Raw genomic sequence first — 18,615 nt, forward strand, 5'->3', positions numbered from 1 at the left:
AACCTAGTTATTTCATCATGAGCTTAATAAATATATAGGAGGAGGATTGTTATGAAGGTATTAATTATTGGTTCTGGGGGAAGGGAACATGCACTAGTATCGAAGGTTTCAGAGAATTCAATTGTTGACAAAATATATTGCGCTCCTGGTAACGGTGGTACAAGAAGAGAAAATAAATGTGAGAATGTCAATATTACAAAAATGGATGAGCTTTTAGATTTTGCCGTTAAAAATAAAATAGACATTACCATAGTTGGATCAGAAGAATGGCTTGTACAAGGTATAGCAGATAAATTTAAAGAGAATGGACTTAAGATATTGGGACCTAGTAAAAAGGCAGCCATGCTTGAAGGGAGTAAATCTTATTCTAAAGAATTCATGAAAAAATATGGTATAAAAACAGCAGCTTACGCAGTTTTTGAAAATGAAGATGAAGCTACCTCGTATTTGAAAAATTGTGAATATCCTGTAGTGATTAAAGCAGATGGTTTGGCAGCAGGCAAAGGTGTAGTTATCTGTAATGATTACGCACAGGCACAAAAAAGCATAAATGATTTTATGGTTTTAGATATATTTAAGGGTAGCGGCAAGAAAATTGTAATTGAAGAGTTTTTGGAGGGAGTAGAAGCTTCTATACTGTCTATAACTGACGGTGAAATCATAATTCCGTTTATATCTTCAAAAGATCACAAACAAATATTTGACGGTGATAAAGGACCTAATACAGGAGGAATGGGAGTTATAGCGCCAAATCCATATTGTGATAAAAGTGTATTAGACGAGTTTTCCAAAAATATATTAAGGCCTACTCTTAAGGGTATTCAAGAGGAAGAAATGGACTATACGGGTATAATATTTTTTGGCATAATGATAACAAAGAAAGGCATATATCTGCTCGAATACAATGTAAGATTTGGAGACCCTGAGACTCAAGCTGTGCTACCACTTATGAAGAGTGATTTTACTGAACTTTTAATTAGTGCTTTAGATGGAAAACTTACGGATTTTGATTTACAGTGGAAAGATGGACATTCTTGCTGTGTAATTGCTGCATCAAAAGGATATCCAGGTAATTATAGTACAGGAATTGAAATAAGTGAGCTTAATAAACTAGAGGGTAAGTTATATGTTGCAGGGGCTAGTGAGACGGATGGTATTATGAAGACTGCTGGTGGAAGAGTTCTTGGAATAACTGGATTTGGTGAAACATTAGAGAAGGCAAGGAAAATGGCTTATGCCGATATGGAGAAAATAAAGTTTGATGGAATGCAATACAGAAAAGATATAGGGAAATAGAATTTAAAGATAAATCGTGAACTCCGTAGGATGATCAGTGATGGCAGTAGGAGAATATAGTTATGAGCCGTTGATGATTCCTGTAATATGGAAATAAAAAGCTTGAATATTGTGAAAATGTCTTATATGATGTTAGTAGAATAAAAATAAGTATTAACCTAGAAATAAGTTAAATTGCAATTATTGAAATTTATACAAGGAGATGATAAATATGAAAGTTGTTAAACAAGATGGAAGACTTCAAAGTTTTGATATACAAAGAATAAAAACTAGTATATATAGTGCTTCTGATGATGCGAATGAACCATTAAATACGTCAGATATTGAGAATTTAGCTAGGAGCGTTGAAAGTGAAATAATTAATCTTCATAAGGATACTATTCAATCTTATCTTATTCAAAGTATAGTGCTCAGTGAAATAGAAAAATCAGGTTTTCACAAGGTAGGTAAATATTATAATCGTGGGAAAGTAGAATAATACTAAAAAAGTAGATGAAATAAATCATCTGCTTTTTTATATTCTAATGTAGATGGCTTTGAGGAGGTATGTTTATATGGAATTATGGGATATTTATGATGGAAATAGAGAAAAAACTGGAGGGACTCATAAAAGAGGTATGCCTATGAAGGAAGGTGACTATCATCTGGTGATTCATGTTTGGATTGTTAATGATAGTGGAGAATATCTAATTCAAAAGAGACAGCCTTGGAAAAAGGGATGGCCTAATATGTGGGATGGTTCTGCTGCTGGGTGTGCAGTACTAGGGGAGAGTAGTGTGAATGCAGTTATGCGTGAAACAAAGGAAGAGTTGGGCATTGATTTGGATATTGGTAAAGGCGAAAATTTATTTTCAGTGAAATTCTCTAGTGGCTTTGATGATATATGGCTTGTACGTCAAAATGTGGATATAAGGGATTTAAAACTTCAGTATGAGGAGGTAGCTGATGCAAAATGGGTAAGCGATAAGGAAATTAAACAAATGGTACGCCATGGAGAGTTTATAGCATACGATTATCTTGATAAACTATTTGAAATGGTAAATAATTAAATATTTACAGTATATGTATAGAAAATATAAAATTAAAAAAGTAGTTGGGGTAATAGTCAACTACTTTTTTAGTTTGAATTTGAAGTGAATTATTAAAACATGTCTATAAGCATTTTTATGGCAACAGCTAAAGACATTGTTATAAAAATAGGTTTAATAAGTCTTGAACCCTTGTTTAATGCAACGGTTGTACCCATTTTAGCCCCAATAATCATACATATTGCCACTGGGATTCCATATGTATAATCAATATTACCACTTAGAGCAAACAAAACCAGGGATGTAACATTACTAGTAAAATTTAAAACTCTGGCGTTGGCAGAAGAAACTAAAAAATTGAACCCGAAGATATTTATAAAACCAAAAACTAAAAATGAACCAGTACCGGGTCCGAAAAAACCATCATAGAAGCCGAGAAAAAGAGCGAGTATTATTCCATATATCACATTTTTTTTAGTAAGCCCTTGGAATTTATCTTCAAGCCCTAAGGATTTAGAAAAAAGAGTATAAAATCCAATAAACATAATAAGAATTAAAACTAATGGTTTTAGAAATTTTGGATCTACATATAATACTGATCTAACACCTATCATTGCACCTATGAAAGTAAAGGGAATAAGATATTTTAAAAGCTTTAAATTGGCCTTACCTGACTTTATAAATTTAAGAGAAGAGGTAAAAGAACCAGCAGTGGCACTAAATTTGTTAGTTCCAAGCACCGTGTAAATAGGTAGCCCAGTAAGCATAAAGGCTGGTACACTTATTAAGCCGCCACCTCCTGCTATGGAGTCGACAAAAGCTGCTAAAAACCCAGCTATACATAGAAGGATAGTAATCATAAAACACCTACCTAATTTTAATTAAAGCTAAAATATGTACAAGATTTCATAATCATTATAATTGATTATGAGAATAAATGTAAGGGTTATTAATGTCATATTTCTTAAAGATACACATAGACCCTTGATTTATATGGAATATATACGTATTATATATAGATGGGGTTAAAAACATTAGCTTTTTTCTCTTGGTAAAACAAATGTAAGAAAATTATGAGAATAATACAATAATATAGGAGGATTTAATATGTTAGAACAAAATGAAGATAATAGTGAAGAATTAAACCATATAGAAAATAATGAAGTTGTGGAAAGCCAAGAAGGTATCGCTGAAAATATAAAGGTGGATAAATCAATAAAACCTAGGTTTGTAGATACTTTAAAGGCTAGCATTATAGATTTAATAGTTATAGGTGGAATATCAACAGCATTAGTGTTTATAGGAGATTCTATTCTTAGATTAGCAGGTTTTTTTGTAACCCAAAAATTCCAAATGTCATTTATAATATTTATGGTTGTAATGGTATTATATACGAGTATTATGGAAAGCGGAAAAACATCAACTACACTTGGCAAAAAAATATCTGGACTAATTATTACAAAAGCATAGGAGTTGCTAAATAATATGAAAAAAAGAAAAGATTACGAATTTTATATAGAAGACATAGAGTTTCCAGCACAGGGCATAGCCTATTACGAGGGTGAGAAAGTTTCAATAAAAAGTACACTGCCAGGGCAAACAGTAATTGGTAGGGTAGCAAAAAAGAAACAAGTAGGAGTAGAGGCTAAACTTATAAAGATCCTTAAGGATGTAGACTATAAAATTGAGCCTAAGTGTAGCATTACGGATTTATGTGGTGGATGTAGCCATCAATTTCTTTCTTATGAAAAACAATTAGAATTAAAAGAGCAACAGGTATTAAGATTGTTTGCGGAAGCAGAAATAAAAGATTTTGAGTTTTTAGGAGTAGAAAAAAGTCCTGAGGTCTTCGAATACAGAAATAAAATGGAGTATACATTTGGTGATTTTCAAAAGGGTGGGGAACTCGCTCTAGGTATGCATACCAAAGGAAGAAGCTTTAGTATAGTTAATGTACCAGATTGTAAAATTGTAGATAATGATTTTAGAGAAATATTAAAACTAGTATTAAATTATTTTATAGAACTTAAATTACCACAATATAATGTAATGTCACGAGAGGGGTATTTAAGAAACTTAGTTGTACGAAAGGCTAAAAATACTGGTGAAATATTAGTTAATCTAGTAACCACAACTCAAATTGACCTTGATCTTACGCAGTTAACTAACATGCTTAAAGAATTAAAATGCGATGGAAACATTACTGGAATAATACATATGTTTAATGACTCGTTATCAGATATGGTTAAAGATGATAAAACTGAAATATTATACGGAAGAGATTATATTATTGAGGAATTATTAGATCTTAAGTTTAAAATTAATCCCTTAGCTTTTTTTCAAACTAATACAAAGGGAGCAGAAAAGCTTTACAGCATAGTTAGGGACTTTTTAGGAGATTCAGAATCAAAAACTGTGTTTGATTTATATTGTGGAACGGGAACTATTGGACAAATTGTTGCACCTAAAGCAAAAAAAGTTTTGGGAATCGAATTAATAGAAGAAGCGGTGGCTGCTGCAAATGAAAATGCAAAAATTAATAACCTTGATAATTGTGAGTTTATAGCAGGGGATATTGCTAAGGTTATTCAAGATATAAAATACAAACCGGATAGCATTATTCTAGATCCTCCAAGAGTTGGAGTTCATCCTACAGCCTTAGATTATGTTATAAAATTTGATGCACCTCATATAGTTTATGTTTCTTGCAACCCTAAAAGTTTAGTAGTTGATTTAAAGGAAATGATTAATAGAGGATATAAAGTGCAAAAGGTAGTACTTATGGACATGTTTCCACATACACCTCACATAGAAACTATTGTAGATATAGTAAAAATTTAAAATAGTTAAACATATATTTTTAGGATTAAACCGAAACTTGTACCCTTTCTTATTTGAATTGCATATAAAGTAGTATAAATTCAAATAAAGGGGGTACGTTCATGGTAGAAATAATTATTCAATATATATTAATACTTCTTTTAGTGATAGGCCTTGGCTATTTAGTTTATTTGTTAAAGGATAATGATGTAAATATTGTGGATGACTATTATGGGCTCAATTATGTAATACTTGGCTCTTTAGACCAGGGAGAAGCTACAGCTGAAAATGCAAAAAAAATCATTAGAGTAATTTCAAAAACAGTTCAATATGTAGAAACTAATTATAAAGATATGGATAATAACTTTAAAGAAGAGAAAGCTATTCAAATGGCAAAGCATGCTACTAATTTATTGTGTTTTCAAAGTAACATAGATGACGAAAGCATAAAATATCTGGTGAGATTAGCTGTGGCATTATTGCCACCAACTAACAACACAATTGATTAAGTATTTAACAAAATTAGAGCGAATTACTGTATTAACCGGTAGGAGTGTTTAATTCTGCCGGTTAATATTTTTATAAAAGATAACATTGAAAGTATAAGTTGCACTAGGAGGAAAAATTAATGTTAAAAACTATAGAATATGGAGAAATTGAAGGAAATTACATATTAGTTGATGTAAGAAGTCCAGGTGAATTCAGCGATGGAACTATAAATGGAGCAATTAATATACCCTTATTTGATGATGAAGAAAGAAAAATTATTGGTACCGCATATACAAGAGAAAGTGTTGAAAAAGCAAAAAGAATAGGTATTGAAGTAGCTTCTACAAAATTACTCCATATTTATGATGAGGTAAAAGAACTCCAGAAACAATATGATAAAATTATTTTATTCTGTGCTAGAGGAGGAATGAGAAGTGGTATACTTGGTACACTGCTAAGTTCTCTTGGAGTAAATATAGAGAGAATAAATGAGGGATATAAAGGATACAGAAGGTTTGTAGTTGAAAATTTACCAAAGGTTAACGAAAGTGTTCAATATATTGTTTTACATGGTAACACTGGTGTTGGAAAAACTGAAATACTTAAACAGTTACAGCAAGACGGATTTCATATTTTGGACTTAGAAGGATTGGCTAATCACAGAGGATCACTTCTAGGAACAGTAGGGCTTGGAAAATCTACTAGTCAAAAACAATTTGAATCCAACATATTTCATATGTTACAAAAAGGGAAGGATTCTTACGTGTTTCTTGAAGCAGAAAGCAAACGAATAGGAAACGCCACAATACCTGATTTTATATTCCAGAAAATGAAAACGGGCATACATATTTTTGTAGAAGCAGATATTGCGTTTAGAGTGGATCTTATTGTTAATGAATATACAAAATATAAAAACTGTAACGAGGAAATAATCGAATGTTTAAAAAGACTGGAAAAATATATTGGAGTAAAAAACATCGATAGATACTCTGAGTTAGTTTTAAAATCAGAATACGATGAAGTGGTAAGTGAACTTATGATAAAACATTATGACCCTATGTACACTCATGGTTCTGATAAATACGAATATGCATTAAAACTTCAGGTAGTAGACATAAAAACTGCTACTGAAGAAATTAAAGATTTTTTTGCTTTACCTTTTGCGAGTAAACATATAAAATAACAATTGTGTAATAAAATTTTACTGGAGGATTTTTATGAGTTTAGATGTTGAAGAAATGCAAACCTATGATGTAACTGACTTAACCTCTTTAGAAAAACTAGAGCCTGTAAGAATAAGACCTGGTATGTACATAGGAACTACAGGAAGCAAAGGGTTGCATCATTGTATATGGGAAATTTTAGATAATTCTATAGATGAAATAGCTAATGGCTATGGTGATAGAGCAGAGTTAATTTTAAATAAAGATAAAAGTGTTACAATTGTAGATAATGGTAGGGGAATTCCTACTGGTATGCATCCTATAAAAAATAAATCTGGTGTGGAAATGGTGTTTACTGAGCTGCACACTGGTGGAAAATTTAATAATAAAAATTACAAAACTTCTGGAGGACTTCATGGTGTTGGAGCCGCAGTTGTAAACGCATTATCAGAATGGGTAGTAGTTGAAATAAAACAAAAGGGAAAAGTTTTCACTCAAAGATTTGAATATGCTTACGATAAGGACCTAAAAAGACTTATGCCAGGTACTCCGGTAAGTAAGCTTGAGATCACAGGAGATACGAAAAAAACGGGTAGTAAGGTCAGTTTTATGCCTGATAAAGATGTATTTACTACTTTAGAGTTTAAAACAGATATCATTGATGAAAGACTACAAGAATTAGCCTTCCAAAACAAAGGAATTACCTTAGTGTTTATTGACAAGCGTATGGAAGAAAAAACAGAAAAGGAATATCATTCTGAAAGAGGTCTATTAGATTTTATTGATTATCTAAATGAAAGTAAAACGCTTCTACACAAGGAGGCTATATTCTTTCAAGGTGAAAAAGAAATAAATGGAATGCAATTATACGGAGAAATATGTATGCAATTTACTGATTCTACTACGGAATACATTGCAAGCTATGTTAACAATATACCAACTACAGAATCAGGAACTCATGAAACAGGATTTAAAACGGGGATGACAAGAGCTTTTAAAGAAGGAGCCAAAAAGCTTAACCTTTTAAAAGAAAAGGATAAGGAATTTGAAGGGGACGATTTAAGAGAAGGGATGACGGCAATTGTAAGAATTAAAATAAGTAACCCAATGTTTGAAGGTCAGACTAAAAGCAAACTTGGAAATAATGAAGCCTATAGTATGATGAATGAACTCTGTTATGTTAAAATTTCAGAATGGATAGAGGACAATAAAGAAATAGCTACAAACATAATAAATAATGCTATGTCAGCTGCAGCAAGACGCGATAAAATAAAAAAAATTAATGACGCTGAAAGAAAAAAAGTAGGTAAGGGAGCATCTCCTCTTGCAGGTAAGATTGCAGTATGTACACTAAAAGATTCAGGAGTTACAGAATTTATAGTGGTGGAAGGTGACTCAGCTGGTGGAAGTGCAAAGCAAGCTAGGGATAGAAGATTTCAAGCTATAATGCCTTCAAAGGGTAAGATTATGAATACTGAAAAACAGAAGCTAGAAAATGTACTAGCTAGTGAAGAACTCAAAATATTCAATGCCGCTATTGGAACTGGTGTTTTGGCCAATTACAATGAAAAAGACTTAAAATACGATAAGATAATTATTTTAAGTGATGCTGATGTTGATGGATATCACATTAGAACACTATGGATGACTTTTATTTATAGATATATGAGGCCTCTAATTGCAAATGGCCATCTTTATATGGGTATGCCTCCGCTATACAAAGTTTATAAAAATGGAAAAAATGGTGAAGTAGCTAAGTATGCATATAGTGATGAAGAATTAAATAGGACGAAAAAAGAAATCGGTAAGGGGTACCTTATCCAAAGATATAAAGGACTTGGGGAAATGAATCCGGATCAACTTTGGGAAACTACACTAAATCCTACTACTAGGACACTTCAACAGGTGACTATAGAAGATGCAGCTAAGGCAGAAAAAATGGTTTCACTTCTGATGGGCGATGTTGTTGCACCTAGAAAAAATTACATGTATAAATATGCTGAATTTTAGGAGGAATTTATTAAATGGCAAAAAAAATTGATATACCCAAAGATAATAATATAATAATGACTCCAATTGAAGAAGCAATGCCAGATAACTATCTTCCTTATGCCGTGGAAGTTGCTAGAGAAAGGGCCCTTCCAGATGTACGGGACGGTCTAAAACCAGTGCATAGAAGAATTCTTTATGGAGCGTATATGCTAAAGGCATTTCCAGATAAACCCTACTTTAAATCAGCAAGAATTGTTGGAGATATACTTGGTAAATACCATCCTCATGGAGACAGCTCTGTTTATGGAGCTATGGTAATCCTTGCTCAAAGTTTTTCTACAAGAAAACCGTTAATAGATGGTCATGGAAACTGGGGAAGTCAGGATGGGGATAATGCAGCTGCTATGCGTTATACAGAAGCAAGACTTTCTCCTATTGCGCTTGAAATGATAAGGGATATTGATAAAGGCGTTGTGGATATGGTAGATAATTATTCTGACACAGAGAAAGAACCAGCTGTACTGCCTGCAAGATATCCTAATTTGCTTGTAAATGGAACCTTTGGAATAGCGGTGGGAATAGCTACAAATATACCCCCTCATAATTTAGGAGAGGTTATTGATGGAGTACTAGCTTATGCTGATAATGAGGAAATTACTGTAAAAGAGTTAATGAAATATATTAAAGGACCAGATTTGCCAACAGGCGGAATATTAATAGGCAGGAATGCTATACAGTCTGCCTATGAAACTGGAGAAGGTAAGGTAACACTACGTTCAAAAGTTAAAATTGAAACTTTAGAAACTGGACGTCTTGGCATAGTTATTACAGAGTTTCCGTACAGAAAAAACAAGGCGAAATTACTAGGATTTATTTCTGAGATGACAGCGGATAAAAAACACTCAAAAGCGTTAGAATCCATTATAGATATTAGAGATGAATCCGATAGAAGTGGACTTAGATCAGTAATTGAATTTAAAAAGTCTACAAGTAAGGACACTGCAGCTATGGTACTTAGATACTTATTAAAGAAAACAGAACTTCAATGTACGGTACCTTTTAATATGGTAGCCCTGGCCAATGGAAAACCTGAAACTATGGGACTTAAAACTATATTAATGCATTATTTAAATCATCAAAAGGATGTTGTGACTAGAAGAACTCTAAGTCAATTAGAAGTTGCAGAAAAGAGATTTCATATCGTAGAAGGATTTATTAAGGCTATAGATGTAATGGATGAGATTATTGCTACCATTAGAAGTTCAAAATCTAAAAAGGATGCTGGTGCAAACATTGAAGTTAAATTTGGTTTTACAGCTACTCAAACGGAAGCCATACTTGAACTTATGCTATATAAGCTTACGGGCCTTGAAATAAAAATATTTCTAAAAGAGTATAAAAAATTAGAAATACTAATTAAGGGATATAAGAAAATTCTTGAAAATAAAAATGAACTTTTGAAAGTTATAAAAATGGAGATTACAGAAATTAAAGAAAAATATAACGATCCAAGGCGTTCTGAAATCATTGAAGATGACAACGAAGCTAAGATAGATTTAGATGAATTAATCGTGGTAGAGGATATTATGATAACCTTATCTAATGACGGATATATAAAGAGAGTACCTATGAAATCTTATAATAGGTCTAACACTAATATAGAAGATATAGAGTATAGAGAGGGAGATTTTAATACATGTCTACTTCAAACAAATACTAAGGATGCCTTAATGATATTTACTGATGCTGGAAATATGTATCAACTAAAGGGAGACATAGTTCCAGAATATAAGTGGAAAGAAAAAGGCGAAAGACTTGATACGCTTATTCGAGGGATAGACCTTACAAAAGAAAAAATTGTTGATTGTTTCTCAGCAGAAAATCTATCTTGTCATAATGAATTTATGTTTTTTACTAGCAAAGGTAATATAAAGAAAACTGATCTGGATAAATTTGTTACTAGTTATACTAAACTAGCAGCTTTAAAATTAAGAGAAAATGAAACACTTCTGAAAGTGTGGTTAATAGGCAAGAAAAAACAAGAAAAATTTATAAAGGTATCCACTGTGGAAGGTTTGGAATTTTCAGTAGAAAGGCCATCACTAGAATCCATTGATAGAAATACACTGGGCACTCAGTTATTCCACCTTACAGCACAGGATCAAGTGGGTGCAATAGAATTTACGCAGGATTCTGACTATAAAGAATTTAATATTAGTATAAATGTAAAAGGTGTAATAAAAATATCTAGTAGAAGGAGCAATACTCCCTTAAGTACCTATACTAAATCATCTTCTACATTGCTTATATTTACGGAAAAAGGCATAGTTCATAAGCTGCCTAGCTATATGATCCAGAATACTCCAAAGAAGGGCATAATTATTAATACTCTATTAGATAATTTTAATCTTTATGATAAAATAGTAGATATTGTTTCAGTTGATGATTTTAACGAGGATTCTAGTATATATTTCTTTACAAAAAAAGGATTTACAAAAAGAACTAAACTTAGTGAACTTCAGGGAGACTTTTTCTCTACACTTGTTTATAAACTTAAAACAGAGGAAGATAAAATAACCTCTGTAAAAATCAACCTTGATAATGTCGAGAAAGACGTATTGCTTATAACAAAAAAGGCAATGTGCATAAGATTTAATGTGAATAATATTAACTTTATGGGGAAGGTTGCCTCCGGGGTAACAGGAATAAGTCTAAAGGATGATGATGAAGTTATATTTGTAGATTTGGTAGTTGCAGTAACGAAAAACACAGAATCAAGTAGTGAAGTAGTTGCCACACTAGATCAGGGTTTATCACTAACAGTTAGTTCATTTAAAGGTGAAAAAAAGGTTATAAGACTTGATGATATAAACGTTCAAAATAGAGCAGGTAGAGGTAAAAACTTAACCAATGCACTAGTGGATGATTACGTAGAGGTTGTTATTTTAGAATAGAAATATAAAAAAGGCATGCAATGTGAGTTTAAATAAACTAATCTTAGCATGTCTTTTTTGTATTTTAAATCAAATAAAAAAATGAAGGTGCTTATATGGAAAAAATAATACTTAAGAGCGGAATAAAATTATTATATAAGAGTGCAGAAAATAATTTGACTTCTTTTACAATAGGATTTAATGCAGGTGCAAACAGTGAAAAAAAAGAACAACTAGGAATTGCTCATGTGGTAGAGCACATGCTTTTTAAGGGTACATCTTCGCTGACAGAATACCAAATAAATATATTATGCGATGAAACTTTTGGGTTTTGTAATGCAATGACTAATTATCCTTATGCAGTATATTATGGAACCACCCTAGATGAGGATTTTGAAAAAGGTTTTAAAATTTACTCTGATATTCTTTTAAACCCAACTTTCCCGCTAAATGGATTCAAAGAGGAAATAGGTGTGATTATTGAAGAACTAAAAGAATGGAAGGATGACACAAATCAGTTTTGCGAAGATACCATGTTTAATAGTTGTTTTAAAGAGCGAAGATTAAAGGATTTAATTATTGGCACGGAGGAAAGCATTAAATCCATTACGATAAAGCAAATTATAGATTTTTACCACAAACATTATACTGCGGATAATTGTGTAGTGTCAGTTGTATCCTCGATGAGCATTGAAAGTGTTTCGAAAATAGTAGAGATGTATTTATGCAATTCTGATTCTAAGTTAACTAATGAAAAACAGACAGTAAAAAAGGATGAGGAGTACGTATACGAAAATAATAATCCCGGCACCTACTTTCAATATAAAAATGATATACAAGGAGCAAAAATTCAATATTGTTTTTCAGTACATGATTTAAATCCAAGAGAAATTAGCGCATTAAAGTTATTTAATTTAGTGTTCGGAGAAGGTACAAGTAGTATATTGTACCATGAAATTAGAACTAAGAGAGGGCTTGTATATGATATAGGCAGCAAAATTAAAAATGAAACAGGAATAAAACTTTTTACAATTTATCTTGGAACTTCATATGAAAATGTCCAAAACACTATAAAAATTATTAATGATGAAATAGAAAAAGTTAAAAAACCTAGGAATTATTTTGATGAGAAGTGTATTTTAAAGCTATGCAAAAGTTACAAATTAAGAAGAATGCTAGCACTAGAGAAATCTATTCAAACTAGCATGAATTTATGTGTACATGAAATCATGTACGGAAGTGGACTAGAAATTTTTTCCGAATTTGAAGGTATGCAAAGTATAAGTGAAAGTGAAATAATGGCAGTAGTAAACAAAGTATTAGTGAATCCTACTATACAAGTACTAATGCCGAATTCAAATAATAATAAATAGGAGATAATTATGGAGAAAAAGTGGTTACTAAGAAATACCTCTAAGGATATTAGTTTACTAGCAAAAAACTCTGGGGTAAGTGAAGTTATTGCTAAGATATTAATTAATAGGGGATTAAATAATGAAGTAGATATAAAAAAATTTATGAGAGCTAGTTTGGATGATTTATATGATCCATTTTTAATGAAAGATATGGAAAAGGCCATAGGTATAATAGTATTATCTATAGGAAATAGTGAAAAAATAGTTGTATATGGGGATTATGATGCTGATGGAGTTACTAGTACTGTTATACTGTATAAGGCACTAAAACACTGCGGTGCACTAGTGGATTACTATGTGCCAGATAGAGAAAATGAAGGATATGGGATCAATAGTGATAGAATAAGAAAACTAAAGCAACAAGGAGTTTCAGTAATTTTAACTTGTGACAATGGAATAGCTGCTATTGAACAAGTTAAACTAGCAAAAGAACTAGGAATGACTGTTATAGTGACTGATCACCATGAGTTAGCATTTGACGAAGAAGATAGTGGAGTAAGAACTTTTAAAATTCCACTAGCGGATGCGGTTATAAATCCAAAACAAGTGGAATGTAATTATCCCTTTAAAAATTTATCTGGGGCAGGTATAGCTTTTAAATTTGTACAAGCACTATATATAAAACTTGGGATTGATTGTGAAAAGGCACAAGAACTTATGGAGATAGCAGGGATAGGAACTATATGTGATGTGGTAGATTTGGTTTCAGAGAATAGAACAATTGCTAAGAACGCTTTAAAAGCGTTAACAAATACAAAAAATCTTGGGCTTAAATGTCTAAAGGAAATTTTGGGCATTGAAGGCAAGGAGATGAAATCTTACAATGTTGGGTTTCAAATAGGACCATGCATAAATGCTACAGGAAGATTAGATACAGCAGCACTTTCCGTGGAGTTACTCCTATGCGAAGAGGAAACTAGAGCAAAGGACCTAGCTAAGGTATTATTTGATCTTAATAAAACAAGACAAGAGATGACAACAGTTAATGTAGAAGAGGTAATAAAGCTCATAGAAAATTCCACTTATAAAAATGATAAAGTACTAGTAATTTATAAAGATACTATTCATGAGAGCATAGCAGGAATTGTAGCAGGGCGTGTTAGGGAAGCTTTTCATGTTCCAACTATAATACTTACTAAGGGAAAAGATAATCCAAAAGGCTCTGCAAGGTCTATTGAAGAATACAATTTATTTGAGGAACTAATAAAATGTGAAGAACTTATGGAGAAATTTGGAGGTCATCCCATGGCTGCAGGGCTATCTATAAAAGAAGAAAATATAGATAGGTTAAGGGAAAAGTTAAACCGCATTTGCACTTTAACAGATGAGGACATAGTTCCAAAGGTAAGAATAGACCAGAGGATGCCATTAAATAAAATAAATTATGAAATAATTGAAGAATTAGAAATGCTCGAGCCTTTTGGCAAAGGAAATCCAGCACCTCTTCTTGCTGAAAAGAATATTTCTGTTCTAAAGATAGACATACTAGGTAAAAATGCTAATACATTAAAAATAAAATGTCGAGTGTCAGGGGAAGATAAAATAATAGATGGAATATGTTTTAATAAAGTCGAAGAGTTTATAGAAATGCTAAAAGATAACTATGGACAAGATCATATGAACTATCTTAAAAGCCCTAGAGGTATGAAACTAGATCTGATTTATTCGCCTCAAATTAATGAATATAATGGGCGTACATCTATTCAATTAAAGATTCTAGAATTTAAGATACATTAAAGCATTAAAGACACATAGACATTAAGCCTATGTGTCTCTGTTATATTTTTTTAAAATTATAAATTACTTTCGTATTGTTGTACCATTTTCTTAACCATTTCTCCGCCAACAGAACCACATTCCCTTGAAGTTAAATCACCATTATAATCTGTAAAATTAACACCTAGTTCTTTTGCAGTTTCCATTTTAAATGAATTTAATCCAGCTTTAGCTTGAGGTACTAATTTTCTGTTTGACATTTGTTAATCACTCCTTTTAAATTATATTTTGTTTTGTTATGATAGTATCTTGTGCAGAAATTCAAAATATATAACAGATTATTTAAGGAAAATAAGGCAAGTACAATATTTTGAATTAATGATAACCAAATTAGGAAATACTTAATATATTTAAAAATAATTACATGATTTAAATAGGCGAAAACAACAAAAGTTAAGAGGTATATGACTAGCATATACCTCTTAACTTTTTAAATTTCAACTTATGGTTTTTAAATTATAAATTTTTTTCGTACTGTTCTACCATTTTTTTTACCATTTGTCCGCCTACGGAACCATTTTGTCTTGAAGTAAGATCTCCATTGTATCCATTCTTCAAACTAACTCCAACTTCCTGAGCAGCTTCCATTTTAAATTTGTTAAGTCCCTCTCTTGCTTGTGGTACTAATGTTTTGTTAGCCATTATTAATTCCTCCTTTTATTTTTGTGATTATTTTATAATAGTAGTTTATCCGTATATTTAATTTTTATTTTAGTGAGTTGAAGGAGAGTTTTGAAAATTATATACAGTTTAGCAAATTATGGACAACTATAATTATAATAAACAATAAATTTATTTAGTGAACAATAAATTTATTTAGTGAACAGTAGAACTTTTCATCCAACTTGGTATATAATAATGTAGAATATACTGATTAAAACATGTTTTTTAGAAGGAGTGTTAAAGTGGTAAAACATAAAATAATAATGACTGGTGGCGGATCTGCTGGACACGTAACACCAAATCTTGCACTTATACCAAAACTTAAAACCTTAGATTATGAAATTGAATATATAGGTACAAAGGATGGTATTGAAAGAAAAATAATAGAGGGCGAAAATATAAAATATTACCCTATATCTAGTGGGAAACTTCGAAGATATTTTGATTTTAAAAATTTTTCTGACCCTTTTAAAGTAATCAAGGGTATTTTTGAGGCGAAAAAAATTATAAAAATGCAAAAGCCAGACATAGTTTTTTCTAAAGGCGGTTTTGTTTCGGTACCTGTAGTGCTTGCAGCATACTTAAATAAAGTGCCAGTAATTGCACATGAATGTGATATTACACCAGGACTTGCTAATAGGCTGGCGGCTCCTTATTGTACTAAACTATGTGTAACTTTTCCGGAGTCGTTAAAGGAAATAAAAAATGATAAAGGGGTATTAACTGGAAATCCTATACGAGCCGAATTATTTCAGGGAAGCAAAATAAAAGGTAAGGAAATATGTGGTTTTAAAAATGATAGACCAATACTAATGGTTATCGGTGGTAGTTTGGGATCTAAAATTATAAATGAAGCAATACGTAAAAAACTTGAAAAATTGTTATTACTCTTTAATGTTATTCATATTTGTGGCAATGGTAATATTGATAGAACACTTGAAAACAAAAAGGGGTATGTGCAATATGAGTATGTAAAAGAAGAATTACCTCATTTACTTACTAGTTCAGATCTTGTTGTGTCAAGGGCGGGAGCCAATGCTATTTTTGAACTTTTGGCAATGAGGAAGCCTAATTTATTAATTCCTCTATCCGGTAAATCTAGCAGAGGAGATCAAATACTTAATGCAGAGTCTTTTCAAAAAAGCGGTTATAGTATGGTTATCCAAGAGGATGAGCTCACCCCTGAAAATTTAGAAACAAAAATTAATGAACTCTATAATGATAGACACGAATATATTAAAAGCATGAATTCTAGCAATACTGAAAAAAGTATTGATTTAATAGTAGATTTAATAGAAAAATATAGAAAAAGATGATGAATGTGAAAATTCTTCATCTTTTTATTAGGTTCTAATTAGCTAATAAATATTAAAATAATATTTTGCATATAAAAAAAACGAAAGTGGTGAAGACTGTAATTATGAGGATAAATAATTGTTTTAAAATTTAAATTAAAGGAGAAGAAAATGGAACTTCAATTTTCAGGTGCAACGCAGTGTGTTACAGGTTCATGCCATATACTAAGGTTACGAGGCAAAACTATCTTATTGGATTGTGGGTTATATCAAGGAAAAGATGGAGACAAAGGTAAAAATCGAAATTTCGGGTTTAATCCAGAAGATATAGATTTAGTGATATTGTCCCATGCTCACATGGATCATAGTGGTAGAATCCCATTATTATATAAGCGAGGATTCAAAGGTGAAATAATTTGTAGTAAAGCTACAATGGAATTGTGTCAGGTTATGCTACCGGATAGTGGGCATATTCAAGAGATGGAGGTACACTGGAAAAATAAGAAAATTGAAAAGAAAGGCCTACTACCGGAAGAGGCATTATATACTTCGAAAATAGCAGAAGAATGTATAAAACTTTTTAAAGGTTATGATTATAATGAGGAAATAAAGCCTTTTGAAGGACTAACACTTATTTTAAAGGATGCAGGCCATTTACTTGGGTCGGCTATTATCGAACTGGAAATGGAAGAAGAAGATGAAAAATCAGTAAAGCTTGTTTATAGTGGAGATTTAGGTAATTTCAATATCCCACTAATAAATGATCCTATACCTATAGAGAGTGCAGACTATGTGATTATGGAGACTACTTATGGAGATAAGGTACATAGTAAATTAGAAGATGTATTAAAAGAATTAGCTAATATAATAAAAGAAACTTTCGATAGAGGTGGAAATGTTATAATCCCATCCTTTGCAGTGGGAAGAACACAAGAAGTACTATATGCACTTAATATGTACATCGAAGAAGATACTATTAAAAACTGTGGTGTTTATGTGGATAGCCCTCTTGCAGAAAAAGCAACAAGAATTTTTGAAAGTAATACAGAATATTTCGATGCTGACGCAAAAGAATACCAAAAACATGATAGTAATGTACTGGAGTTTAAAGGACTTACTTTTACTCACTGCGCTGAGGATTCTATGAAGCTTAATGATATAGAAAAGGGAATCATTATAATATCAAGTAGTGGAATGTGTGATGCAGGTAGAATAAAACATCATTTAAAGCATAATTTGTGGAGAAGTGAAAATTCAGTGGTATTTGTAGGATATCAAGCTGAGGGCACCCTAGGTAGAAGGATTTTAGATGGGAATAAGATGGTTAGAATTTTTGGAGAAGATATTTCAGTGGAAGCAAAAATATATAATTTACAAGGGCTTTCCGGTCATGCAGATAGAAATGGCTTAATTAATTTTCTGGAAAATATAAAGATAAAACCTAAAAAGGTTTTTCTGGTACATGGGGACGCAGATTCTCAAAAGTGTTTTAAGGAAATATTGGATTCAAAAGAATATGATTCTGTAATAGTTAAAAGTTTAGAAAAATATAATTTGAATAAATAAATACAATTCAAAGAAAATTTTGGGAAAATTTAGTTGATTTATATTTTATGAAGAAAATCTTAGTCCATATTGTAATATTTACAACAAAAAAACTGTCAAGCATTTTTGAAAATGTCCCAAATCATGTGAAACATTAGCACCAACTAATTGTTGGTGCTTTGCTTTTGTAAAAGTATGAT

The 18,615-nt window shown here is 31.5% G+C and carries 16 protein-coding genes; 13 read left to right on the plus strand and 3 right to left on the minus strand.

Features of this window, described 5'->3' with window-relative positions:
* The first annotated feature begins 51 nt into the window (after positions 1–51).
* The 3 genes from purD (at position 52) to JJD95_RS09295 (ending at position 2,345) form a co-directional block, all read left to right on the plus strand.
* A complete protein-coding gene (gene purD / locus JJD95_RS09285; protein ID WP_291642630.1) occupies positions 52–1,296 on the plus strand; it encodes a phosphoribosylamine--glycine ligase in 1,245 nt (414 codons plus the stop codon).
* 211 nt (positions 1,297–1,507) lie between these two features.
* Positions 1,508–1,774: an ATP cone domain-containing protein gene (locus JJD95_RS09290; RefSeq protein ID WP_291642632.1), complete on the plus strand. Its 267-nt coding sequence runs from the start codon at positions 1,508–1,510 to the stop codon at positions 1,772–1,774.
* Positions 1,775–1,850: 76 nt separating this feature from the next.
* Positions 1,851–2,345, plus strand: coding sequence for an NUDIX domain-containing protein (locus tag JJD95_RS09295; RefSeq protein ID WP_291642633.1), 495 nt, complete (start codon positions 1,851–1,853; stop codon positions 2,343–2,345).
* A gap of 92 nt (positions 2,346–2,437) precedes the next feature.
* On the opposite strand, the gene JJD95_RS09300 is transcribed toward JJD95_RS09295, so the two are convergent.
* The gene (locus tag JJD95_RS09300; protein ID WP_291642635.1) at positions 2,438–3,184 is read right to left on the minus strand and encodes a TSUP family transporter; all 747 of its coding nucleotides are present in this window, start codon (positions 3,182–3,184) and stop codon (positions 2,438–2,440) included.
* Positions 3,185–3,431: 247 nt separating this feature from the next.
* Here JJD95_RS09300 and JJD95_RS09305 point away from each other — a divergent pair, with 247 nt between their 5' ends.
* From JJD95_RS09305 to recJ, 8 genes are all read left to right on the plus strand, one after another.
* A complete protein-coding gene (locus JJD95_RS09305) occupies positions 3,432–3,794 on the plus strand; it encodes an RDD family protein (RefSeq protein WP_291642637.1) in 363 nt (120 codons plus the stop codon).
* Between the two features lie 15 nt (positions 3,795–3,809).
* Positions 3,810–5,165, plus strand: coding sequence for a 23S rRNA (uracil(1939)-C(5))-methyltransferase RlmD (gene rlmD / locus JJD95_RS09310; RefSeq protein WP_291642639.1), 1,356 nt, complete (start codon positions 3,810–3,812; stop codon positions 5,163–5,165).
* Between the two features lie 101 nt (positions 5,166–5,266).
* Complete coding sequence (locus tag JJD95_RS09315; protein WP_291642641.1) at positions 5,267–5,653, plus strand: hypothetical protein; 387 nt, start codon at positions 5,267–5,269, stop codon at positions 5,651–5,653.
* Positions 5,654–5,772: 119 nt separating this feature from the next.
* Positions 5,773–6,816 (plus strand): tRNA 2-selenouridine(34) synthase MnmH, encoded by a 1,044-nt coding sequence (mnmH, locus tag JJD95_RS09320; protein WP_291642643.1) that lies wholly within the window; start codon positions 5,773–5,775, stop codon positions 6,814–6,816.
* Between the two features lie 34 nt (positions 6,817–6,850).
* Positions 6,851–8,806, plus strand: a complete 1,956-nt coding sequence (locus JJD95_RS09325) for a DNA topoisomerase IV subunit B (protein ID WP_291642644.1) — start codon at positions 6,851–6,853, stop codon at positions 8,804–8,806.
* 14 nt (positions 8,807–8,820) lie between these two features.
* Positions 8,821–11,742: a DNA topoisomerase IV subunit A gene (locus tag JJD95_RS09330; protein WP_291642646.1), complete on the plus strand. Its 2,922-nt coding sequence runs from the start codon at positions 8,821–8,823 to the stop codon at positions 11,740–11,742.
* A 95-nt stretch (positions 11,743–11,837) separates the two neighbouring features.
* On the plus strand, positions 11,838–13,094 hold the full coding sequence (locus JJD95_RS09335; RefSeq protein WP_291642648.1) for a pitrilysin family protein: 1,257 nt from the start codon (positions 11,838–11,840) through the stop codon (positions 13,092–13,094).
* 9 nt (positions 13,095–13,103) lie between these two features.
* The gene (gene recJ / locus JJD95_RS09340; RefSeq protein WP_291642650.1) at positions 13,104–14,873 is read left to right on the plus strand and encodes a single-stranded-DNA-specific exonuclease RecJ; all 1,770 of its coding nucleotides are present in this window, start codon (positions 13,104–13,106) and stop codon (positions 14,871–14,873) included.
* A 56-nt stretch (positions 14,874–14,929) separates the two neighbouring features.
* Here recJ and JJD95_RS09345 read toward each other — a convergent pair whose 3' ends face one another.
* Positions 14,930–15,112 carry an alpha/beta-type small acid-soluble spore protein gene (locus JJD95_RS09345; protein ID WP_291642652.1) on the minus strand — a complete coding sequence of 61 codons (183 nt, stop codon included), beginning with the start codon at positions 15,110–15,112 and terminating at the stop codon, positions 14,930–14,932.
* Positions 15,113–15,368: 256 nt separating this feature from the next.
* Positions 15,369–15,554 carry an alpha/beta-type small acid-soluble spore protein gene (locus JJD95_RS09350; protein WP_291642654.1) on the minus strand — a complete coding sequence of 62 codons (186 nt, stop codon included), beginning with the start codon at positions 15,552–15,554 and terminating at the stop codon, positions 15,369–15,371.
* Positions 15,555–15,817: 263 nt separating this feature from the next.
* Between JJD95_RS09350 and JJD95_RS09355 the strand changes: the two genes are divergently transcribed.
* Positions 15,818–16,891, plus strand: coding sequence for an undecaprenyldiphospho-muramoylpentapeptide beta-N-acetylglucosaminyltransferase (locus JJD95_RS09355; protein WP_291642656.1), 1,074 nt, complete (start codon positions 15,818–15,820; stop codon positions 16,889–16,891).
* 150 nt (positions 16,892–17,041) lie between these two features.
* The gene (locus JJD95_RS09360; RefSeq protein WP_291642658.1) at positions 17,042–18,436 is read left to right on the plus strand and encodes an MBL fold metallo-hydrolase; all 1,395 of its coding nucleotides are present in this window, start codon (positions 17,042–17,044) and stop codon (positions 18,434–18,436) included.
* The last annotated feature ends 179 nt before the right edge of the window (positions 18,437–18,615 follow it).

This window comes from Clostridium sp., assembly GCF_016650035.1.
Classification (GTDB): Bacteria; Bacillota; Clostridia; order Clostridiales; family Clostridiaceae; genus Clostridium_AD.